Source organism: Weizmannia sp. CD-2023, from assembly GCF_036225245.1.
Classification (GTDB): domain Bacteria; phylum Bacillota; class Bacilli; order Bacillales; family Bacillaceae_C; genus Weizmannia; species Weizmannia faecalis.
Window position 1 is genome coordinate 29,255 of record NZ_JARTJQ010000078.1, and the last position, 21,729, is coordinate 50,983.

The 21,729-nt window shown below is 47.9% G+C and carries 20 protein-coding genes and 1 tRNA gene; 20 read left to right on the forward strand and 1 reads right to left on the reverse strand.

Going from position 1 to position 21,729, the window contains the following annotated elements; all coding sequences use genetic code 11:
• Nucleotides 1-27 precede the first annotated feature (27 nt).
• The 7 genes from P9687_RS11755 to P9687_RS11785 all read left to right on the forward strand — a co-directional run bounded on the left by P9687_RS11755 (nt 28) and on the right by P9687_RS11785 (nt 5,123).
• Nucleotides 28-1,647: a putative polysaccharide biosynthesis protein gene (locus tag P9687_RS11755; protein ID WP_014096564.1), complete on the forward strand. Its 1,620-nt coding sequence runs from the start codon at nt 28-30 to the stop codon at nt 1,645-1,647.
• Nucleotides 1,628-2,701: a MazG family protein gene (locus P9687_RS11760; protein ID WP_168985801.1), complete on the forward strand. Its 1,074-nt coding sequence runs from the start codon at nt 1,628-1,630 to the stop codon at nt 2,699-2,701. The genes P9687_RS11755 and P9687_RS11760 overlap by 20 nt, the downstream gene beginning before the upstream one ends.
• A gap of 24 nt (nt 2,702-2,725) precedes the next feature.
• Entirely contained in the window at nt 2,726-2,986 is a 261-nt protein-coding gene (locus tag P9687_RS11765; RefSeq protein WP_282098237.1) for an RNA-binding S4 domain-containing protein, read from the forward strand.
• A 265-nt stretch (nt 2,987-3,251) separates the two neighbouring features.
• Nucleotides 3,252-3,557 carry a sporulation protein YabP gene (yabP, locus tag P9687_RS11770; RefSeq protein ID WP_014096561.1) on the forward strand — a complete coding sequence of 102 codons (306 nt, stop codon included), beginning with the start codon at nt 3,252-3,254 and terminating at the stop codon, nt 3,555-3,557.
• On the forward strand, nt 3,554-4,177 hold the full coding sequence (gene yabQ / locus P9687_RS11775; RefSeq protein WP_168985802.1) for a spore cortex biosynthesis protein YabQ: 624 nt from the start codon (nt 3,554-3,556) through the stop codon (nt 4,175-4,177). Before yabP ends, yabQ begins: the two co-directional genes overlap by 4 nt.
• A gap of 55 nt (nt 4,178-4,232) precedes the next feature.
• The gene (locus tag P9687_RS11780; protein ID WP_026684009.1) at nt 4,233-4,628 is read left to right on the forward strand and encodes an FtsB family cell division protein; all 396 of its coding nucleotides are present in this window, start codon (nt 4,233-4,235) and stop codon (nt 4,626-4,628) included.
• 72 nt (nt 4,629-4,700) lie between these two features.
• Nucleotides 4,701-5,123 carry a S1 domain-containing RNA-binding protein gene (locus P9687_RS11785; RefSeq protein WP_014096558.1) on the forward strand — a complete coding sequence of 141 codons (423 nt, stop codon included), beginning with the start codon at nt 4,701-4,703 and terminating at the stop codon, nt 5,121-5,123.
• A 177-nt stretch (nt 5,124-5,300) separates the two neighbouring features.
• Here P9687_RS11785 and P9687_RS11790 read toward each other — a convergent pair.
• Nucleotides 5,301-5,374, reverse strand: a tRNA-Met gene (locus P9687_RS11790).
• A 205-nt stretch (nt 5,375-5,579) separates the two neighbouring features.
• Here P9687_RS11790 and spoIIE point away from each other — a divergent pair.
• The 13 genes from spoIIE (at nt 5,580) to lysS (ending at nt 21,290) form a co-directional block, all read left to right on the forward strand.
• Nucleotides 5,580-8,066: a stage II sporulation protein E gene (spoIIE, locus tag P9687_RS11795; protein ID WP_014096557.1), complete on the forward strand. Its 2,487-nt coding sequence runs from the start codon at nt 5,580-5,582 to the stop codon at nt 8,064-8,066.
• Nucleotides 8,067-8,173: 107 nt separating this feature from the next.
• The gene (locus P9687_RS11800; protein WP_014096556.1) at nt 8,174-8,911 is read left to right on the forward strand and encodes a VWA domain-containing protein; all 738 of its coding nucleotides are present in this window, start codon (nt 8,174-8,176) and stop codon (nt 8,909-8,911) included.
• Complete coding sequence (locus tag P9687_RS11805; protein WP_014096555.1) at nt 8,877-9,866, forward strand: serine/threonine protein kinase; 990 nt, start codon at nt 8,877-8,879, stop codon at nt 9,864-9,866. Before P9687_RS11800 ends, P9687_RS11805 begins: the two co-directional genes overlap by 35 nt.
• A 457-nt stretch (nt 9,867-10,323) precedes the next feature.
• Nucleotides 10,324-11,760 (forward strand): tRNA lysidine(34) synthetase TilS, encoded by a 1,437-nt coding sequence (gene tilS / locus P9687_RS11810; RefSeq protein ID WP_014096554.1) that lies wholly within the window; start codon nt 10,324-10,326, stop codon nt 11,758-11,760.
• Entirely contained in the window at nt 11,744-12,292 is a 549-nt protein-coding gene (gene hpt / locus P9687_RS11815) for a hypoxanthine phosphoribosyltransferase (protein WP_014096553.1), read from the forward strand. The genes tilS and hpt overlap by 17 nt, the downstream gene beginning before the upstream one ends.
• Nucleotides 12,293-12,458: 166 nt before the next feature.
• On the forward strand, nt 12,459-14,471 hold the full coding sequence (gene ftsH, locus P9687_RS11820; RefSeq protein ID WP_014096552.1) for an ATP-dependent zinc metalloprotease FtsH: 2,013 nt from the start codon (nt 12,459-12,461) through the stop codon (nt 14,469-14,471).
• 151 nt (nt 14,472-14,622) lie between these two features.
• Entirely contained in the window at nt 14,623-15,393 is a 771-nt protein-coding gene (locus P9687_RS11825; protein ID WP_017550860.1) for a type III pantothenate kinase, read from the forward strand.
• A gap of 15 nt (nt 15,394-15,408) precedes the next feature.
• Complete coding sequence (hslO, locus tag P9687_RS11830) at nt 15,409-16,290, forward strand: Hsp33 family molecular chaperone HslO (RefSeq protein ID WP_017550859.1); 882 nt, start codon at nt 15,409-15,411, stop codon at nt 16,288-16,290.
• Between the two features lie 334 nt (nt 16,291-16,624).
• The gene (cysK, locus tag P9687_RS11835; protein WP_014096549.1) at nt 16,625-17,551 is read left to right on the forward strand and encodes a cysteine synthase A; all 927 of its coding nucleotides are present in this window, start codon (nt 16,625-16,627) and stop codon (nt 17,549-17,551) included.
• A 227-nt stretch (nt 17,552-17,778) separates the two neighbouring features.
• On the forward strand, nt 17,779-18,615 hold the full coding sequence (folP, locus tag P9687_RS11840) for a dihydropteroate synthase (protein WP_014096548.1): 837 nt from the start codon (nt 17,779-17,781) through the stop codon (nt 18,613-18,615).
• Nucleotides 18,593-18,961, forward strand: a complete 369-nt coding sequence (gene folB / locus P9687_RS11845; RefSeq protein WP_014096547.1) for a dihydroneopterin aldolase — start codon at nt 18,593-18,595, stop codon at nt 18,959-18,961. The genes folP and folB overlap by 23 nt, the downstream gene beginning before the upstream one ends.
• The gene (folK, locus tag P9687_RS11850) at nt 18,954-19,472 is read left to right on the forward strand and encodes a 2-amino-4-hydroxy-6-hydroxymethyldihydropteridine diphosphokinase (protein WP_017550858.1); all 519 of its coding nucleotides are present in this window, start codon (nt 18,954-18,956) and stop codon (nt 19,470-19,472) included. The genes folB and folK overlap by 8 nt, the downstream gene beginning before the upstream one ends.
• A 330-nt stretch (nt 19,473-19,802) precedes the next feature.
• A complete protein-coding gene (gene lysS, locus P9687_RS11855) occupies nt 19,803-21,290 on the forward strand; it encodes a lysine--tRNA ligase (protein WP_046721998.1) in 1,488 nt (495 codons plus the stop codon).
• The last annotated feature ends 439 nt before the right edge of the window (nt 21,291-21,729 follow it).

Consider the following 21,729-nt stretch of genomic DNA (forward strand, 5'->3'; position numbering starts at 1 on the left):
TTATTCTACGTACGGTGTGGCGGCCGTGTGAAAGGCAGAAAAGACGTGCAGCAGGATCATGAGTCAAAAAAGCTTTTTCAAGGCATTCTGATTTTAACCTTGTCATCCGTCATTACAAAAATCCTCAGTGCAGTTTACCGCGTGCCGTTCCAAAATATTGTCGGCGATGTCGGTTTTTATATTTATCAGCAAGTATATCCGATTTACGGGATTGTGATGGCACTCTCCTCTTCCGGTTTTCCGGTTGCCGTTTCCAAAATGGTGGCGGAACGGGAAGCAGCGGGCGAAAACAGCCACCGCACATTTTTAAACGCGGTGTTCCTCATCCTCGGTTTATTCGGTGCCGGATTGTTTCTTGCCGTTTTTTTCACTGCAGGGAAGCTGGCGGCATGGATGGGGGATCCCCGTCTTTCTCCGCTTATCCGGACGGTTTCCTGTTCCTTTTTGCTGATGCCGTTGATTTCCGCGATCAGGGGTGTTTATCAGGGACAGGGAAGGATGGTGCCGACTGCGCTCAGCCAGGTACTCGAACAGACGGTCCGGGTTGCGGCCATTCTTCTTCTTTCCTTTTGGCTGGTCCGCGGCGGTTTTTCGCTTTATGCAGCCGGACAAGGGGCCGTGTTCGGTTCCGTGCTGGGAGGTGCGGTGTCTGCGGCAGTGCTTGTATTTTATCTGGTAAAGGGCGGCAGACAGGAAAAGGCAGCCCAGCTCCTTGAATGGAACGACGTAAAGCAGGCGGCCCGCTCCCTGTTTTGCAGCGGGATTGCGGTCTGTATCAGCGGCCTTGTCCTCGTTTTGTTCCAATTTGTCGATTCCCTCCATCTTTACGCGTTGTTAAAAGACGCCGGCTGGGGGGCGGAAGCGGCAAAAAAACTGAAAGGCATCTACGACCGCGGACAGCCGTTTTTGCAGCTTGGAACAGTGGCAGCGTCCTCCTTTGCCCTGAACCTTGTCCCGGTAATTGCACTTGAATATAAGAAGGGCAGGCGAAAAAGCCTTGAAAAACAGGTACAGGCTGCTTTAAAAATCAGCACGGCGATCGGCGCGGGCGCTGCAGTTGGACTGATTGGGATCATGCCGTTTGCCAATACGATGTTGTTTGAAAGCAGCGCGGGAACAGCTGTGCTGTCTGTTTTTTCGGTTTCCATCTTATTCAGCACCTGGATTTTAACCTTTTCAGGCATCCTGCAGGGAATGGGCAAGGTGTACACCCCTGCAGTTGCCATTACAGCAGGCGTCTTGTTGAAATATGGGTTAAACGAGGTGTGGGTTCCCCGTTTCGGGACGATGGGCGCTTCCGCTGCCACCGTCGCCGCTTTAGGGTTTATTTCGCTTATATTGATGATAAAATTGGGTAAAGCATATGTTAAAATGCTGCCGGCTCTATTTTTCGGCAAGCTCGCTCTCTCCCTTTTTGCCATGTCCGCTTGTTTGCAGCTTTGGCTCCGCCTGTTTGCCTACGGGCTTTCGGGCAGGGCAGCAAGCGTCCCGGCTGCTTTGGGGGGGACGGCGATCGGTGCGGCTGTTTTTCTATTTTGTGCCGCCCGGCTGCGTTTGCTGACGGATGAAGAATGGGGGCTTGTGCCTTTTGGAACAAAATTAGCCGGCCTGAAAGGAAAGAATTGGATTGGAAAACAAAAAACATAGCATCACTGTTGCCGGTCTCGGGGCCGGGGATATGGGCCAGCTTCCGCTCGGTGTATACAGACAGCTGAAAGCAAACCGGAAAATTTTTCTGCGGACAAAAGAACATCCGACCGTGTCGGAACTTGAACGGGAAGGGATGAAGTATACGGCTTTTGATGACGTATACGAGCGCCACGATCAATTTGAAGCGGTATACGAAGAAATTGTGGAGATCCTTTTCCGGGAAGCGGAACAGGAGGATATTCTTTATGCCGTACCTGGCCATCCGTTTGTGGCGGAACGGACAGTCCAGCTTCTGCTCGAACAAAGCGCGGCTAAACAGATGGAAATCAAAATCGCAGGCGGGCATAGTTTTATCGATGCGTTGTTCGCTTCTGTCAGGGTGGATCCGATTGAGGGCTTCCAGCTCATGAACGGCACTGCTTTAAAATCGCACGACATCCGGACGAACCAGCATTTGGTAGTCGGGCAGGTGTATGATACGTTGACGGCTTCTGAAGTCAAGCTGGCCCTCATGGAAAAATATCCGGATGAACACCAGGTGGCCATCGTCCGCGCTGCCGGCAGTACGGATGAAGCTGTTAAATGGCTGAAGCTGTATGAACTGGACCGTGGATTTGAGCTCGATAATTTAACGAGCGTCTACGTTCCGCCGCTTAAAGAGCAGGATTTGCGGGATTTCGCCGAGCTGCGGCAAATCATCGCGGCTTTGCGTGCGCCGGATGGTTGTCCATGGAATCGGGCACAAACCCATCTCTCGCTGAAAAAATATTTGCTTGAAGAGTGCGAGGAAGTGCTTGCCGCGATTGACAATGAAGATGAGGACAATCTCGTTGAAGAGCTTGGCGATGTGCTGCTCCAGGTTTTGCTGCATGCGCAAATTGGCGAAGAGGAAGGCATGTTTACGATGGAAGATGTGATAGAAGGGCTTGCTTCAAAAATGATCCGGCGCCATCCGCATGTGTTCGGCAATGTGAAAGCCGAAAGCGCTGAAGAAGTCGCGCAAAACTGGGAGCGGATAAAAGCTGCCGAAAAACAGGAAAAACGGGAGTGAGGGATGGATATGGAAAACACGACAATGCGTCTCGATAAATTTTTAAAAGTCTCACGGCTGATCAAACGGCGTACGCTTGCAAAAGAAGTTGCCGACCAGGGCAGAATCGAGATCAATGGCGTCCAGGCAAAAGCCAGTTCAAACGTGAAGACAGGGGATGAACTGACCATCCGTTTCGGCCAGAAAGTGGTCAAGGTGAAAGTGGAGAATTTAAGGGAGTCGACAAAAAAAGAAGACGCCGCTGGCATGTACACGATGATCAGTGAAACGCGGGTCAATGAATAAAAATGTTTCAGGGTGTCCGAAGCTATGAACCGGCTATGGACGCCTTTTTTATTTTTTTGCAGAATGTGCGCCCTGGGGATGTGCGGGAGAGGATCACACACCCGAAAAGTTCTAGAATAGAAGCTTTACGGGAAGGCGTTTCCGGAGGTCCGTGCGAATTTCGTATGGCCGTGCTTTAGTTTCGTGTGCTGTTCCCTTTTGGTCTTTTTTTGTCCGGACGGGCATAGTATAGTACAAAGTTTGGACAAGGAAAGTGGGGATCAGGATGAGTGACTTTTATAATACACCGCAAGCAAGCAAACCGGTTCTCCAGGAACACGATGTGATAATGCGCGGCCGCAAGCTGCTGGATATTACCGGCGTGAAGCAGGTGGAAAGCTTTGACAATGAGGAGTTTTTGCTGGAAACGGTGATGGGCTTTCTCGCCATTCGCGGGCAGAATTTGCAAATGAAAAACCTGGATGTTGACAAAGGGGTCGTCTCGATAAAAGGAAAAGTGTTTGATCTTGTTTATTTGGATGACCATCACGGGGAGAAAGCTAAGGGACTCTTTAGCAAGCTGTTTAGATGAGCCTGAGCGTGCAATTTTATACGATGCTTGCCATGATCGCGATGGGAAGCTTTTTCGGCGGCACCCTTGATACGTATAACCGTTTTTTGCAAAGGCGGAAAAGAAAGCGCTGGGTTGTCTTTGTCCATGATGTTCTTTTTTGGCTGTGCCAGAGCCTGCTGCTATTTTATGTCCTGTTCCTGGTAAACGCCGGGGAAGTCCGGTTTTATATTTTTATTGCCCTCCTGTGCGGGTTTGCCGCTTACCAGGCATTATTCAAAAACGGATACTTGAAGCTGTTGGAATGGTGCATCCAGGCAGCACGCCGCATCGGCCGGTTTACAGCCGGCATGTTCCGGCTTCTTGTTTTCCGCCCGGCCAAAGGATTTGTCCTTCTTTTGTTTGCCCTTTTTCTCGGCGCGGGGCGATTGCTTTATACGATTGTAAAAATGATGGCAAAAATGGTAATATGGATATTAAAGACTGGGCTTAAACCGTTTTCCGTACTGGGTGTTTTTTTATGGCGCATCAATCCGCTGCGCGCCTCTTTTGAACGTTTTTTTAAGAAAACGGCAGGATTATGGAAAACAATCCAGAATAAGTTTATCAAACTGAAAAACCGGATCGGCAGGTTTTTTTAAAGATAAGCCCGGTGGCTATACTTTCCGCTCTGCCTAGGGCTTTTTAGGAGGGAGTATGTTGGGACGCAATATTGCTTCAATGGACAATGCTTATATAAAACAGCAATCGGTCAAAGAAAAAGTACTGGCGAGAAGGCGTAAGCTGCTTTTCCGGCGATTGGCGCTTTTCGGTGTTATGGCAGTGCTTGTTTCCGCACTGCTCGTCTCCACCCTGGTCTCACGGAACGCACAGCTCGCGGCAAAAAAAGAACAAAAAGCAAAGCTAGTGCATCAAGTAAGGGACATTGACAAGCAGCAGGCGATGCTCAGAAGCGAGATTAAGAAACTGAAAGATGATGACTATATTGCAAAACTCGCCCGTAGCGAATATTTCCTTTCCAAAAAAGGGGAGATCATTTTTAATTTGCCTGATTCCAAAAAGAATACTCAAGAAGAAGACGTGTCTTATTGACACTCTTTTTTCATGTTCGTTATAATATGTTAAAGGTTGATTTTTTATCTTTTAAGGAGGAAAAATTTTTTTATGTCAATTGAAGCAGGCAGCAAGTTACAAGGTAAAGTAACAGGCATCACGCATTTCGGGGCTTTCGTCGAATTGCCGGACGGCTCAACCGGGCTGGTTCATATCAGTGAAGTTGCTGATAACTATGTAAAAGACATTCATGACCATTTAAAAGTCGGCGATATCGTTGAAGTAAAGGTGCTGAATGTCGAAAAAGACGGGAAAATCGGTTTGTCGATCCGCAAGGCGAAAGACCAGGCGCAGCAATCCCAATCCCAGTCCCATTCCCATCGGCCGCAAAGGCATGGTCGGGGAAATAACCGCGGAAAAGAAGATTTTGAATCCAAAATGGCGCGCTTTTTGAAAGACAGTGAAGATCGCCTGTCTTCGCTCAAACGAAATACAGAATCAAAACGCGGCGGCCGCGGCGCGAGAAGAGGCTAACTTGCTGTCTAGTTGACTCATATATCCGTATCATTTGCTTTAAATTGGAGGGCGGAACCGGTTCAAACAGAAATGTTTGTCGGATCCGCTTTTTCTTTTTGCTGTTTCGGACAAAAATCGCCGAATCACACGAAAAAAACCGGCCTTGAACGGGCCGGTTTTTTTTCAAAACAGATATAGCGGCGGAGGGGATCGAACCCCCGACCTCACGGGTATGAACCGTACGCTCTAGCCAGCTGAGCTACGCCGCCATGGCTTAAATGAAAAAGCACATTTTCTATAATAACGGCACTGCCCCCATTTGTCAACTTCTCTTTTTGAAAAAAATTGTAAAATACATCGCATATTTGTGGAAAAAGTCGAACTTTTCTTTTGGACTGCATTGGAATTTTGACAAACTTTTAAAACTTGTCCTTTTATAATTGCTTGTAACAAAGTGATGAGGGGGAGTTTATGATGAATTTGGGGAAAGTTGAGCGCGGGATGATGGAACAGGGGGGCCATGTGGATCTTGAGGAAACAAAAAAAGAGTTTGCAAAAGGATGGAAGCAGCTCCGGGGGAAATTTGAATCTTTGTTTATCCAAAAAGGGATCAGTCTTTTGATCATTGGCTTTTTATTGGGAAGGGCCCTTATCTTGTCGCACTTTACGCCGTTTGCATTGCCGTTTTTCGCAGCTGTCTACGTGATGAAGCGGGATAAGGCGCCCATCACGCTGCTCGGGCTCACTGCGGGCGGATTAACATTATCTGTTGCGAACGGGATGTACACGCTGGCTTCGACCATCCTCTTTATTCTTGTATTCAGATTGTTCGGCAAATACCATAAAGAGGAAACCCGGGTGCTGCCCTTTTACATCTTTGCTGTCTCGCTTGTTTCAAAATGCGCTTACCTTTATCTTCAGCAGCAGTTCCAGCTCTCTTTTTATGACGGCCTGATGGCGGGTGTGGAATCGTGCTTAACCTTTATCCTTACCATGATATTTATGCAAAGCATTCCAATCTTATCACAAACAAGACGAAAAAAAACATTAAAAACGGAGGAAGTCGTCAGTCTCATCATTGTGCTCGCGTCCGTTTTGACCGGGACAATCGGCTGGACGGTGAACGGGTTGTCCGTTGAGCATATTTTTTCGCGCTATCTTGTCCTCCTGTTTGCGTTTGTCGGCGGCGCGACGGTCGGTTCCACTGTCGGGGTTGTGACCGGTCTCATTTTCAGCCTTGCCAACGTGTCCAGCTTTTATCAAATGAGCCTGCTTGCGTTCGCAGGGCTCCTGTGCGGATTGTTAAAGGAAGGGAAGCGCGGGGGGGCGGCTGCCGGGATGCTTGTTGCGACCCTGCTGATTACGATGTACGGCGAGTCCGGGGCGTCTTTAAGCGCCGCGCTGTATGAAACATGCGTGAGCATTGCCCTTTTCTTTTTAACGCCGTCCCCGTTTACGGCAAAAATGGCGCGGCATATCCCGGGGACAGCCGAATATATGAAGGAGCAGCAGCAGTATTTAAGGAAAGTGCGCGATGTGACGGTTCACCGCGTGGAGCAGTTCTCGTCCGTTTTCCAGGCGCTTTCCAAAAGCTTTTCGCAGTATGACCATACGAAAGAAGAGGAGGACCGTGAGCGGGATCTGGATTATTTTTTCAGCAATGTCACGGAACGGACATGCCAGACCTGCTTCAAAAAAGAGCAGTGCTGGGCGAAAAACTTTGATAAGACGTATGATTTGATGAAAATGACGATGGAGGACCTGAGTGAAAGGGACGGCGCGGTTTCGAGGCGTGCTCATCGCGAATTGGAGAAACATTGTGTCAGGGCCCAAAAAGTGGAAGATGCGATCAACCAGGAATTGACATTTTACCAGGCCAATCAAAAATTCAAAAAAATGATCAAAGAAAGCCGGAAAATTGTCGCAGAACAGCTGCAGGGCGTTTCGGAAGTCATGGGAGATTTTGCAAAGGAAATTCAGCGGGAGCGCGAGAACCACCAGCGGCAGGAAGAAATGATCCTCGAGTCATTACAGGATTTCGGGCTCGATATTGACCAGGTCGAAATTTACAGCCTAGAGTCGGGCAATATTGACATTGATATCACCTTGCCGCAGTACAGTGGCTACGGCGAATGCGAAAAGATCATCGCGCCGATGCTTTCCGATATATTAGGAGAAACGATTGTTGTCCAGAAAGAAGAGTTCAGTTCGCAGTCGGGCGGGCTTGGCTATGTGACATTCCGTTCGGCCAGGGCATTTGTCGTCGACACCGGTGTGGCGCATGCCGCAAAAGGAGGCGGTTTTATATCCGGTGACAGTTATTCGATGATCGAGCTTGGCTCAAGAAAGTACGCCATTGCTATCAGCGACGGCATGGGAAACGGCGAGCGTGCCCATCATGAAAGCAATGAGACGCTCAGGCTCTTGCGGCAGATTTTAGAATCGGGCATAGAAGAAAAGATTGCCATCAAATCGGTGAACTCCATTCTGGCGCTAAGGACGCAGGAAGAAGTGTTTTCCACGCTTGATCTGGCGATGATCGACCTGCAGGATGCAAGCAGCAAATTTTTAAAAATTGGATCAACGCCGAGCTTTATTAAACGCGGCGATAAAGTGATCAAAATTGAATCTGGGAACTTGCCGATGGGCATGATCCAGGAATTTGATGTGGATGTCGTTTCCCGGCAGCTGAAAGCCGGTGATATTTTAATCATGATGAGTGACGGGATTTTGGAAGGCCCGCGTTACATTGAAAACCCGGAATTATGGATCAAGCGGAAAATCCGGGAGCTGGAAACGGAAAATCCCCAGGAAATTGCCGACCTGCTCATAGAAGAAGTGATCCGCTCGCGATCCGGTTTAATTGAAGATGATATGACGGTCGTCGTTGCAAAAATCAAACACAACACGCCGAAATGGGCGGCCATCCCCGTTAGCAAAGGGAAAAAAATGATCTCTTAAATGTCCGTGCCATATAGAAGAAGCGGAAGGCAACGGTATATATTTTCTCCCGATTGTCGATGATGGTAAAAACGAAGAAATGCCGTCAATGACAAGGAGGAGAAAAAATGAATGCAGGCACTTTAAAACAGATTTTGCTGATTACGGACGGATGTTCAAACCAGGGGGGTGATCCGGCTGCAGCTGCGGCATTGGCAAGAGAAGCAGGCATCACCATTAATGTAATTGGCGTCATGGAACGGGATATCATTGATGAAAAAGGGGCAGCGGAAATTCAAAATATCGCCATGTCGGGGGGTGGCGTCAGCCAGATCGTCTATACGAAACAATTATCGCAAACCGTGCAAATGGTCACTCGGAAAGCGATGACCCAGACGATTCAGGGAATCGTGAACAAGGAATTAAAACATATTTTGGGAAGTAACGGATCCATTGAAGCACTGCCGCCTGAAAAACGCGGCGATGTGTTGGAGGTGGTAGATGAACTGGGGGAAACAGTGGATTTGGACATTCTCGTGCTCGTCGATACAAGCGCAAGTATGAAACCGAAGCTCGAGACTGTAAAAGAAGCTTTGCTTGATTTGTCTTTAAGCCTGAATGCGCGAATGGGGAATAACCAATTTTCAGTTTTTATATTTCCTGGGAAAAGGAAAGAAACGGAGAAACTGCTTGACTGGACACCGAAACTGGAATCGCTCGTGGCCATATTTCCGAAACTGCAGACAGGCGGGATTACGCCGACAGGGCCGGCCATTCATGAGGCGATCCGCCATTTTGACCGGAAAAGGAAGCTGAGGGGATATCATACGCATGATGACGGACAATACTTTGAAGAATCCATTTAATGATCCGCCGGGTACGGTTGTGACGGGGAAATGGCATAAAAACCGGTACAGATTGCTAAAGCGCCTCGGGGCCGGTGCAAATGGCGCTGTTTATCTGGCGGAATCGGCGGCCGGTCCGGTTGCATTAAAAGTCGGTGTGAGCACTGCCCAGGTGGCATCCGAGTCCAGCGTACTAAAAACCATATCCAAGGCCCGGGGGCAGTCCCTCGGGCCTTCCTTTTTGGAAGCGGATGACTGGGAGCGCGGGCGGGAGATCATTCCTTTTTATGTCATGGAATATATAGACGGCCCGGATCTGCTTTCCTTTGTCACCGGGAAAGGTTTTTCCTGGGCGGCAGTGCTTGTGATCCAGCTTCTTTCCGATTTACAACATTTGCATGAACAGGGCTGGATTTTCGGAGATTTGAAGCCCGAAAACTTGCTGGTTGGAACCCCTGGAAACAGGATCCGCTGCATTGATCCGGGCGGGATGACAAAGATCGGACGTTCAGTAAAAGAATTTACGGAGTTTTTCGACAGAGGTTACTGGGGGTTGGGATCGCGGAAAGCCGAGCCTTCCTATGATTTGTTTTCCGTTGCAATGGTAATGATCAATCTTGCCTATCCGAACCGGTTTTTAAAAAAACAGGCAAATGGTTTCCCACAACTGATGGCGGCGGTCAGGCAACATGCCGGGCTGTGCAAATTTGAGGCGGTGCTGCGGAAAGCGCTGGGGGGAGGATATCGGACAGCTTTTGAGATGAGGCAGGACATGCTTATGCTGCTGACTTCGCATAGAGAAAAGAAGAAAGCCAAAACAACGCACAGGCCGGAAAAATCAAAACTCGGACAGTCGCGGGCAAAAAGACGGAGGTTTAGAAAATTTAAAAAGTTCATGGCTGCCATGATGATCATCTTGATGATCTCTGTGTTATACTGGTATTATACTTACGGACAAATCAGCATCCCTTTTTAAATATCCACAAATTTATGCCGGAAAAATGCGGCGGCCTCCTAATCCGGGATTACAGCATGGCCGAAAATAAGTGCGCAGCGACAACGAGCGCAGCACTGGCAAGGATGGCAAGTCTATGCTTTTTTCAGGACGGGCGCCTTTTTATAAAGAAAGCATAAATTTCCGGCCGTTTGCCTTATGATGAAAATGCTATATAAAATGAACAAAATATTGCCGCTCTGTTGCCTGCCGCAAAAAGTAGTTCTCGTAGAAATCGATGGTCGGGCTTGATGGAAAAACTGAAGTTCCTTTTTATAGCGCAAATTTTACGCAAACGTCCATGCAAGCAAAAGGATGGAAATGAATATTCAGGATAAATACACCGGCACAAATTCTTTAAAGCAGAATATGTTTAGAAATTTGGAAACGCCCATGTTACAATGGAAATAACAAAACGGTACCGAAAAGGACAGGTTTTATGCTCGCATTTGAGGACAATGTATTCCATTTTATCAGGAAACACAGGCTGATTGAGGCGGGAGACCATTTGCTCGTAGCGGTTTCCGGCGGGCCGGATTCACTTGCGCTCCTCCACTTTCTCACTTCGCGAAGGGAGCGCTTCCGTGTAAAGATAACAGCCGCTCATGTTAACCATATGCTAAGGGGGGAAGCGTCCTGTAAAGACCTTTTGTTTGTCAAAAGCTTTTGCGAATCTCACCGTATCGGTTGTGAAGCGGCAGAAATCCCGGTGCTGGAAAAAGCGAAGGAAGAAGGCCTTGGCATTGAAGAAGCAGCGAGAAAATACCGGTATGCTTTTCTCGCTGAAGCAATGGAGAAAACCGGCGCCAATAAAGTTGTATTAGGCCACCACGGCGATGACCAGATGGAAACGGTACTGATGCGGCTTACAAGGGGCGCAGGCGGAAAGGGAAGGGCAGGCATTCCGTTTCGCCGGCCGTTTGCAAAGGGAGAAATCATCCGTCCGCTATTGGGCACGGCCAAAAAAGAAATCATAGATTACTGCGCCCATTATCATCTCGAACCACGCACCGATGAAAGCAACGCATCCCCCGACTTTGCAAGAAACCGGTTTCGTGCGTCCGTCCTGCCTTTTCTAAAGAAAGAAAACCCGCGGGCCCATTTGCATTTTCAAAGATTCAGCGAAGAGCTTTTGGAAGATGAAATCTATCTTTACGGGCTGGCGCAGGAAAAATTAAAGCAGATGGCGGAAACAGGGTCCGGAACTTGCACGCTCGATCTCCGGAAGTTCAAAGGGATGCCTATGCCTTTACAAAGGCGGGCGATTCATCTAATATTAAAATATCTTTACAATGAAGACATAAAAGACGTCACAGCGATACATACAGATGCCGTTTTAAAACTGGCTTCAGGCTCCAATCCGTCCGGGAGCGCCGATCTCCCCGGCGGCTTAAAGGCTGTAAGGGACTACGGGCGCATGGCCTTTTCTTTTGGGCGCCGCCCCGCCCGTTCTGCATATCAATATGTCTTGGATGAAGGGATGAAGATTGATCTGCCGAACGGGTATACGATAAAGCTTGTAAAAAGCAAAATTTCATATTCATCCCTGCCAAAGAATATGCTATTATTACACATAAACGACACTTCTCTCCCCCTTATTGTCCGTACAAGGAAACCGGGGGACAGAATTGAAGCAAAAGGACTAAATGGTTCAAAAAAGGTAAAAGATATATTTATTGATGAGAAAATTTCAAAGCCGGAGCGGGATTTGTGGCCGGTTGTAACCGATTCAAAAGGGAACATCCTGTGGCTTCCGAATCTGAAAAAAGCAAAGTTTGAATCCGGGCTTATTTTACCTGATGAAACCTACTATGTCGTGCACTATTGTAAGCAAACAACTTCTAGGGGGCAATCGCAAGATGAATCAGGATATTGAAAAAATCCTCATTACAGAAGAGGAAGTCCAGCGAAAAGTAAAGGAATTGGGGGAGCAGCTGACGAAAGAGTATGATGGCAGATTTCCGCTTGCGATCGGGGTATTAAAAGGCGCCATGATGTTTATGGCCGATCTTGTCAAGCATATGGATACATATTTGGAAATGGATTTTATGGACGTATCGAGCTACGGGAATTCTACTGTTTCATCCGGAGAAGTCAAAATCTTAAAAGACTTGGATACCTCGGTGGAAGGGCGCGATGTCCTGATTATCGAAGACATTATTGACAGCGGGATGACGCTCAGTTACCTGGTTGAATTGTTCCGCTACCGGAAAGCAAAATCCATTAAAATCGTCACATTGCTCGACAAACCATCGGGTCGGAAAGCGGACATCCAGGCTGACTATGTCGGATTCATTGTCCCGGATGAATTCGTTGTCGGATACGGCCTTGACTATGCGGAAAAATACCGCAACCTTCCGTATATCGGCATCCTGAAGCCAGCTGTTTATACCCATGAGGGGGAGTAAGAATTCCGAAAAAAGAGGACTATCATTGTGAAATTCAGGCTATATGTATGGAAAAGCAAACGGTCTGTGAAAAAAAGATGAAAAACGGGTGCAAAATATTGTTAAATTAAAAACCACTATAGTACTATTGAATATAGTTTTTTAAGACCGTGGGAGGAGGTAAGGAATGAATCGGATCTTCAGAAATACAATTTTCTACGTATTATTATTTGTCGTCCTGATCGGGATCGTAAGTTTTTTTAACCGCAGCAGCGAAACGACGGAAACGATATCCTATGATCAATTTGTTTCTTATTTGGATAATGGCAGTGTAAAGAGTATAACAACGCAGCCTTCAAGGGGCGTTTATGAGATCCGGGGCCTGCTGAAAGACGGCAATAAACAGTTTATTACGTATGTTATGGATGACCAGGCCATGCTGAACCGGATCGATAAAGCGGCGCACGATCAAAAAGTGAAAGTCGATGTCCTCCAGGCAAAAGAAACGAATGGATGGGTTTCTTTCCTGACATCCATTATTCCGTTTGTGATTATTTTCATTCTGTTCTTCTTCCTGATGAACCAGGCACAGGGCGGGGGCGGCCGTGTCATGAATTTCGGGAAGAGCAAAGCAAGGCTTTACAATGACGACAAAAAGAAAGTCCGTTTCCGTGACGTTGCCGGCGCGGATGAAGAGAAACAGGAACTTGTCGAAGTCGTCGAATTCTTAAAAGATCCACGCAAGTTTTCCGAACTGGGTGCCCGTATCCCGAAAGGCGTACTGCTTGTCGGGCCTCCGGGAACCGGTAAAACATTGCTGGCAAGGGCAGTTGCAGGTGAAGCAGGCGTTCCTTTCTTCTCCATCAGCGGTTCTGATTTTGTCGAAATGTTTGTCGGTGTCGGTGCAAGCCGGGTTCGTGATTTATTTGAAAACGCGAAAAAGAACGCGCCTTGTATTATCTTTATTGATGAAATTGACGCAGTCGGGCGCCAGCGTGGTGCAGGGCTCGGCGGCGGCCATGATGAACGTGAACAGACGTTGAACCAGCTGCTCGTTGAAATGGACGGATTTAGCGCCAATGAAGGAATCATTATTATTGCGGCAACAAACCGCCCGGATATTCTTGATCCTGCGCTTCTGCGGCCGGGACGCTTTGACCGTCAGATTACGGTTGACCGACCGGATGTCCACGGGCGTGAAGCTGTGCTGCGTGTCCATGCGCGCAATAAGCCGCTTGACCCGTCCGTCGATTTAAAAGCGATTGCCCAACGGACACCAGGTTTTTCCGGAGCCGATCTGGAAAACCTGCTTAATGAAGCAGCGTTGATTGCGGCAAGGGCTTCCAAGAAAAAAATTGACATGCAGGATATTGATGAAGCGACAGACCGCGTCATTGCCGGACCGGCGAAAAAGAGCCGGGTCATTTCGGAAAAAGAACGCAATATTGTGGCCTTCCATGAATCCGGGCATACCGTTATCGGGCTTGTGCTCGATGAAGCGGAAATTGTCCAGAAAGTGACCATTGTGCCGCGCGGACAGGCCGGCGGGTACGCGATGATGGTACCGAAAGAAGACCGTTATTTCATGACAAAACCAGAATTGCTCGATAAGATTACGGGGCTTCTCGGCGGCCGTGTATCCGAAGAAATTACGTTCGGTGAAGTGTCAACGGGCGCATCCAACGACTTTGAACGCGCAACCGGCATTGCGAGAAGGATGGTAACTGAATTTGGGATGAGCGATAAGCTTGGCCCTCTCCAGTTCGGGTCTTCGCAAGGCCAGGTATTTTTGGGCAGAGATATTAACAATGACCAAAATTATTCCGATAAAATTGCCTACGAAATTGATACAGAGATTCAAAATATCATTAAAACCTGTTATGAACGGGCACGGCAGATCTTGCTTGAACACCGCGATAAGCTGGAACTGATCGCAAAAACGCTGCTTGAAGTGGAAACATTGGATGCAAAACAAATCAAGCATCTGTTTGAACATGGCACGTTGCCTGAACAGCCTGCGAAATCCCAGGATCCGGCTGAAATCGGTGGAACCGAGCCGCGCGTGAACCTGCAGTCGAAGCAGGGCGGCATCAAAGAAGTGGATCCGGGTGCCGGAAATAATTCGGATACCGGGATGCCAGATGAAAAACGGCCGGGGAAACTGGGACCATCAAGACCGGCAGATGATGATCAACTTTGATAGGTTGCAAATCATTTAAAAAAGCACCGTCTGAAAAAAAAGGCGGTGCTTTTTTATGGCTAGGGAACCAAATGAAAGCATTCTCTAAATCACGGAGATTATGGTATGATGGTTGCATAAAAACTAACAGAAAAACAAAGTGGTGAGCATAATGTTATTGGTGATCGATGTGGGGAATACAAACATTGTATTAGGTGTATACGATAAAGATGAACTAAAATATCATTGGCGCATTCAAACCGTCCGGGATAAAACGGAAGATGAATACGGCATGTCTATGAAAGCCTTGTTCCGCCATGTCGGCATTCACTTTAACGATATTACTGGCATTATTATTTCTTCTGTGGTGCCTCCAATTATGTACGCACTGGAGCGGATGTGCAGCAAATATTTCCACGTTTCGCCGCTTATCGTCGGCCCAGGGGTGAAAACAGGGCTCGACATCAAATACGATAATCCGCGTGAGGTGGGGGCGGACCGGATTGTCAATGCGGTCGCCGGCATCCACGAATACGGCAGTCCGTTAATTATTGTCGACTTCGGGACAGCGACTACTTATTGTTATATTAACGAGGAAAAGCAGTATATGGGGGGGGCGATTGCGCCGGGCATCAGCATCTCAGCGGAAGCCCTGTACTCGAGAGCAGCCAAACTGCCCCGGATAGAAATCGCGAGCCCGGATGATATTATTGGCCGGAACACCGTTAGTGCCATGCAGGCAGGCATTGTTTTCGGCTATGTCGGACAGGTTGAAGGTATCGTGTCCCGGATGAAAGCAAAAAGTAAAAAAGACCCGGTCGTCATTGCAACAGGCGGGCATGCACCCCTCATTGCAAAAGAATCAAAAAGCATTGATATCGTCGACCAATTTTTGACTTTAAAAGGGTTGCACTTGATTTATAACCGAAACTTACAGCATTAAAGGAGGATTTTTCTTTTGGCGGATTATTTAATTAAAGCATTAGCGTATGACGGGCAGGTCCGGGCATACGCTGCGGAAACAACGGAAACCGTTGGAGAAGCCCAACGGAGGCACTACACTTGGCCGACAGCTTCCGCCGCGCTGGGCAGAACGTTGACAGCGGGGGCGATGATGGGGGCCATGCTGAAGGGGGATGAAAAAATTACGATCAAAGTGGAAGGCGGCGGACCGATCGGTGTCATTCTGGTAGACGCGAATGCACACGGGGAAGTCCGGGGCTATGTTACCAATCCGCAAACCCATTTTGATTTAAACAAAAAAGGAAAGCTGGATGTCCGGCGTGCAGTCGGGACAGATGGGACGCTTACCGTTGTAAAAGATCTCGGGCTTCGTGAGAATTTTTCAGGCCAGGTTCCGCTTGTATCCGGCGAGCTCGGCGAAGATTTTACGTATTATTTTGCCGCTTCCGAACAAGTGCCATCTGCAGTCGGTGTCGGTGTGCTGGTTAATCCCGACAACACGATTCTGGCTTCCGGCGGGTTTATCATCCAGTTGATGCCGGGAACAGACGAGAAAGTCATCTCGGAAATTGAAAATAAAATTTCTGATACCGCCCCGATTTCCGACCTTATCCGCCAGGGGCTTTCGCCGGAAGAAATATTGGCAAATCTGCTCGGCGAAGAAAATGTGCAGATATTGGAGAAAATGGCAGTACGGTTTGAATGCACCTGCTCCAAAGAAAAATTTGCTTCTGCTATGATCGGCCTCGGCAAACAGGAGCTCAGGGACATGATCGAGGAAGACGGGCAAGCTGAAGCCGTCTGCCATTTCTGTCGTGAAAAATACCATTTTAGCCGTGAAGATCTGGAACAAATGCTGGAAGAAGCAAAGGGGTAAGGCGAAAGCCGTGAGGGCAGGATGATTTTCGGCAAAACGGCCTTCCTTTTCAGATGAATGCGGGCCCCTTGAGCGCGAATGGGCAACTTTTAACCAAGTTGTCTAATCGGGGCTGGCCTGTTTGATTGACGGAAGCTTGCCCCCGTCCCGTTGCAATAGCCGTCGCTTGATCAAGAAGCCCAGCGTCAGTGGCTAAAAAAGCGATATTGCCGGCATTGTTTCTTAGGCACTTTGTCATAGAATAGCAAGGCATTTTGGTTGACAATTGCGTAAAAAGATGTTAATTTTTAGATATTAAACCAATAAAAATACTCGGAATATGGGGTGGATGATTTTGGCAAAGTATGTGAACTCTGTTGCTGAATTGGTCGGCAACACACCGGTTGTAAAAGTAAACCGTCTGACAAATGAAAATGATGCAGAAGTGTATTTGAAGCTGGAATATTTCAATCCGGCCAGCAGTGTAAAAGACCGGATTGCCCTCGCGATGATTGAAGACGCTGAACAAAAAGGACGCTTAAAACCGGGCGACACCATTGTTGAACCGACAAGCGGCAACACGGGAATCGGGCTTGCCATGATTGCGGCTGCAAAAGGATACAAAGCTGTCATTGTCATGCCGGAAACAATGAGTATGGAACGTCGCAGCCTACTGCGTGCATACGGGGCAAAGCTTGTTTTAACCCCGGGCTCTGAAGGCATTAAAGGCGCAGTAAATAAAGCGGAACAACTCGTGAAAGAAAACGGCTATTTTATGCCACAGCAATTCAAAAACCCGGCCAACCCGGAAATCCACCGTTTGACAACCGGTAAAGAAATCATTGAACAAATGGGAGATCAGCTCGATGCTTTTGTTGCCGGCGTCGGCACCGGCGGAACGATTACAGGGGCTGGCCAGGCGCTGCGCGAAGCTTATCCAGGTATCAAAATTTATGCTGTTGAACCGGATGACTCCCCGCTGTTGTCTGAAGGCAAACCGGGCCCGCACAAAATTCAAGGTATCGGCACCAACTTTGTCCCTGAAACACTTGATAAAGAAATTTACGATGAAATTATCCGTGTCACAACGGATCAGGCTTTCAAAGCGGCAAAAGATACAGCGGCAAAAGAAGGCATTCTCGGCGGGATTTCTTCCGGTGCTGCCGTTTACGCTGCCCTTGAAGTGGCGAAAAAACTCGGCAAAGGCAAAAAAGTGCTTGCCATCATTCCGGATACCGGCGAACGCTATTTGAGCACCCCGCTTTACCAGTTTGAAGATTAAAAACGATAAAACCCGCGGAGAAACGCCCCGCGGGTTTTTCTTTTCACAGCCTATCTATGCTGGTTTGAAACGCCAGCCTCTAGTTGGCATCCGGCAGCTTTTTTAGTAGGGCGCCCGGGGTGATCCCGGATCTGCTCCAGCGACCCACATCTTTGTATTCCGTATTAATCGATGGCCGCGGATGTGATAGACTATAATTATTGAACTGAAAAAGGGGAGAACAGCAGTTGAAGTGTGGTTCGTTTACGTTCGATTTTACCCGTAAAACCTATGTAATGGGCATATTAAATGTAACGCCCGATTCTTTTTCGGACGGAGGGAATTTTTTTCAGCCTGAGAAAGCGGTGGAACATGCGTATCAGATGGTAGAGGACGGTGCCGATCTGCTCGATATTGGCGGAGAGTCGACAAGGCCGGGGCATCAGCCGGTGTCAGCAGAGGAAGAACTGGAGAGAATCTTGCCGGTCATTCACGCGGTGGCAGGAAAAATCCAGGCGCCGCTTTCTGTCGATACGTATAAAGCGAGAACTGCGGAAGAAGCAATAAAAGCAGGCGCACATATCATCAATGATGTATGGGGGGCAAAACGGGATCCGGAAATCGCCGATGTTGCCGCACAGTACAACGTTCCGATTATTTTAATGCATAACCGCGAAAAGCCGCAGTATGAACATTTTATGCGGGACTGTCTGAACGACCTGTATGAAAGCATCACGATTGCAAAAAAAGCAGGCGTCGAGGACCGGCAAATCATCCTCGATCCGGGTATCGGGTTTGCGAAAGGTTTTCAGGAAGACATGGAAATGATGCGAAACCTCGACAAACTTGTTGGACTCGGCTATCCCGTTCTGCTTGCTGCCTCAAGGAAGCGCATGATCGGAAGCGTGCTCGGGCTGCCGACGGGCGAAAGAATGGAAGGCACTGGGGCGGTATGCTGCTTTGGCATCATGAAAGGCTGCCATATGGTCCGTGTCCACGATGTAAAACCTGTAAGCAGAATGGTGAAAATGATGGACGCCCTCGTCGGAAAAGGGGAACAGGATGGACAAAATTTATATTCATGATATGGAATTTTACGGTTACCACGGCGTATTGCCCGAGGAAAATAAACTGGGCCAGCGCTTCCGTGTATCCATCGTGCTTGGTTTGGACTTAAAGCAGGCGGGCGAAACCGACCGGCTGGAAGAAACCGTCAGTTATGCGGATGTCTATGCATGCGTGAAAAAAATTGTTGAAGGGCAGCCTTTCAAGCTCCTTGAAGCTGTCGCAGAAAAACTGGCTGCTTCCATTCTCGCTTTATACGAAAAAGTTGCGGAAGTCACAGTCAAAGTAACCAAACCGGACCCGCCCATTCCCGGCCATTACAAGTCCGTTGCGGTCGAAATTACAAGGAGAAGAAAGAATGGATAATCTCGCTTATTTGGCACTCGGATCCAATATTGAACCGCGATTTGATTATCTTCAGCACGCCATCCGGTTACTTAGAAACAACCCGGACATAAAGGTTTGCAAAGTTTCATCCATTTATGAAACCAATCCTGTCGGTTACACCGAGCAGGGACAGTTTTTAAATATGGCTGTTCAAATTGAAACGCGGTTATCCCCTTTTGACCTGCTCGCTGCCTGCCTTGAGATTGAAAAAAAGTTACGGAGAAAAAGGGAAATTCATTGGGGACCGCGGACAATAGACCTTGACATTTTGTTGTATAATCAGGAAAATATGAAAACAGAGAATCTTACCATTCCGCACCCGCGCATGCATGAACGGGCATTTGTTTTGGTTCCCCTCGCGGAATTGGACCATGCACTTTGCGACCCTGTAACCAAAACCCCGTATGCGGAACTGCTGAAAAAGTGCACAGACAAAGATGGTGTCCGGCTGTGGAAACAGATCACAGGGGATACTGCTTTCTTGCCATAAAGGGTACCCCCGGGCATTTTAAACAACCCGGCGGCGGCTTTATACTGAAATACGGATTGGTGTATAACCGGTACGGAAACAACGACAGGCCATGTAACGGAGTACTGCCGGAGGAATCCCGGCAGTACTTGCTTGTATACATACAAAGAAAAAACCTGGTGAAAGGATGTCTGAACGCGAAAGATTGTGTACAATAATAGAGGTATACGTCTATAATGGCTAATGTTGGGCGGCAGAACCTTTCATACTTGAAGAGGGCGGAAAATAAGGAAAGGCGTCTTTCCTTTTCTATCATATTGGCCGGCATTTTTAACGATTGGAGGAAAAAAGATGAGTGGCGAAAATATAAATGAACAGTATCTGGTCCGGAAAGAAAAAATGGAGGCGCTCCGCGAAAAAGGGGTGGACCCGTTCGGCAAGCGTTTTGAACGGACAACCGACACGGAAGAATTAAAACAAAAATACGGCGAATGCACGGAAGAACAACTGGAAGAAAAAGAGATTCCAGTTGCCATTGCCGGGCGGATCATGACAAAACGGCGGAAAGGAAGGGCCGGGTTTGCCCATATCCAGGACTTGAAAGGGCAAATCCAGTTTTATATTCGCCAGGACGCAGTCGGCGAAGAACAGTACGAGTTATTCAAAAGCACGGACCTTGGCGACATTGTCGGGCTTAAAGGCACGGTTTTCCGGACAAAAGTGGGCGAATTGTCCGTCAAAGTCAAAGAATTTATTCTGTTAACAAAAGCGCTGCGCCCGTTGCCGGATAAATTCCACGGCCTGCGGGACATCGAGCAGCGGTACCGTCAGCGTTATCTCGACCTGATTATGAGTGAAGAAAGTAAAAACACGTTCATTACAAGAAGCCGCATTATCCAGTCCATCCGCAATTATTTGGACAAGAACGGCTATTTGGAAGTCGAAACGCCGATGATGCATGCCATTGCAGGTGGGGCGGCTGCACGGCCGTTTATCACCCATCACAATGCGCTCGATATCGACCTTTATATGCGGATTGCGATTGAACTCCACCTGAAACGGTTGATTGTCGGCGGGTTGGAAAAAGTCTATGAAATCGGCCGCGTTTTCCGCAATGAAGGAATCGATACCCGCCATAACCCGGAATTCACGATGCTTGAGCTGTACGAAGCATATGCGGATTTTAACGATATTATGCAGCTGACTGAAAACATGATTGTGCACACAGCAAAAGAAGTACTCGGCACCACCGCCATCCGGTACGGCGAACATGAAGTAAATCTTGAACCGGAATGGTGCCGCCTGCATATGGTCGATGCAATTAAAGAATATACGGGCGTCGACTTCTGGAATGTGACAAGCACCGAAGAAGCAAGGGCACTTGCAAAAGAACACCATATTGAAATCACGGAACATATGGAATACGGGCATATCGTCAATGAATTTTTCGAGCAAAGGGTAGAAGAAAAACTGATCCAGCCGACTTTCGTTTACGGGCACCCGGTCGAAATCTCGCCGCTTGCTAGAAAAAATGAAAAAGACCCGCGGTTTACAGACCGGTTTGAACTGTTCATTGTCGGCCGTGAACATGCCAATGCCTTCACCGAACTGAATGACCCGATCGACCAGCGCGAACGTTTCGTGAACCAGCTGAAAGAGCGCGAGCAGGGGAATGACGAAGCGCACCAAATGGATGAAGACTTTATTGAAGCATTGGAATACGGCATGCCGCCAACAGGAGGACTCGGCATCGGCGTTGACCGGCTTGTCATGTTGCTGACCAATGCCCCGTCTATCCGGGACGTGCTGCTCTTCCCATTAATGAAAAGCAGGGATTAAGCAAAGCAAAACTTACAAAAAGCAGCGGGGCAGGAACCGCTGCTTTTTGAAAACATTATTTTAATATAATATTAACGTTCAAGTGGCCAGTTTCTTGGGAATGGATGTTTGTTATGGCCAACCATAAGCTTTTTTCCTGCTTTGGTGAAAGGAAGCAGGCTTCAGCTTGTTTGAAAAATAAATGGCGAAAAACTATTGCATTCGTGCCAAATGCATGGTATAGTAATATTCGTTGGCTAATTAAATGCCTACTGAAATACAGATTTGAAAAAGTTGTTGACAATAGTATTCGTTTGTAGTAGAATATTAAAGTCGCTTAGAAAGCAACACAGATTGTTCCTTGAAAACTGGACAAAACGAAACGTCAAATTCTTTTTGAGCTTTTATCAAACATCTTTACTGAGAGTTTGATCCTGGCTCAGGACGAACGCTGGCGGCG

What these genes read in the sequence shown, in the direction of transcription:
- P9687_RS11765 (WP_282098237.1), top strand. Translation starts at nt 2,726, where the DNA reads ATGCGTCTCGATAAATTTTTAAAAGTCTCACGGCTGATCAAACGGCGT.
- yabP (WP_014096561.1), top strand. Translation starts at nt 3,252, where the DNA reads ATGAGTGACTTTTATAATACACCGCAAGCAAGCAAACCGGTTCTCCAG.
- yabQ (WP_168985802.1), top strand. Translation starts at nt 3,554, where the DNA reads ATGAGCCTGAGCGTGCAATTTTATACGATGCTTGCCATGATCGCGATG.
- P9687_RS11780 (WP_026684009.1), top strand. Translation starts at nt 4,233, where the DNA reads ATGTTGGGACGCAATATTGCTTCAATGGACAATGCTTATATAAAACAG.
- P9687_RS11785 (WP_014096558.1), top strand. Translation starts at nt 4,701, where the DNA reads ATGTCAATTGAAGCAGGCAGCAAGTTACAAGGTAAAGTAACAGGCATC.
- spoIIE (WP_014096557.1), top strand. Translation starts at nt 5,580, where the DNA reads ATGAATTTGGGGAAAGTTGAGCGCGGGATGATGGAACAGGGGGGCCAT.
- P9687_RS11800 (WP_014096556.1), top strand. Translation starts at nt 8,174, where the DNA reads ATGAATGCAGGCACTTTAAAACAGATTTTGCTGATTACGGACGGATGT.
- P9687_RS11805 (WP_014096555.1), top strand. Translation starts at nt 8,877, where the DNA reads ATGATGACGGACAATACTTTGAAGAATCCATTTAATGATCCGCCGGGT.
- tilS (WP_014096554.1), top strand. Translation starts at nt 10,324, where the DNA reads ATGCTCGCATTTGAGGACAATGTATTCCATTTTATCAGGAAACACAGG.
- hpt (WP_014096553.1), top strand. Translation starts at nt 11,744, where the DNA reads ATGAATCAGGATATTGAAAAAATCCTCATTACAGAAGAGGAAGTCCAG.
- ftsH (WP_014096552.1), top strand. Translation starts at nt 12,459, where the DNA reads ATGAATCGGATCTTCAGAAATACAATTTTCTACGTATTATTATTTGTC.
- P9687_RS11825 (WP_017550860.1), top strand. Translation starts at nt 14,623, where the DNA reads ATGTTATTGGTGATCGATGTGGGGAATACAAACATTGTATTAGGTGTA.
- folB (WP_014096547.1), top strand. Translation starts at nt 18,593, where the DNA reads ATGGACAAAATTTATATTCATGATATGGAATTTTACGGTTACCACGGC.
- folK (WP_017550858.1), top strand. Translation starts at nt 18,954, where the DNA reads ATGGATAATCTCGCTTATTTGGCACTCGGATCCAATATTGAACCGCGA.
- lysS (WP_046721998.1), top strand. Translation starts at nt 19,803, where the DNA reads ATGAGTGGCGAAAATATAAATGAACAGTATCTGGTCCGGAAAGAAAAA.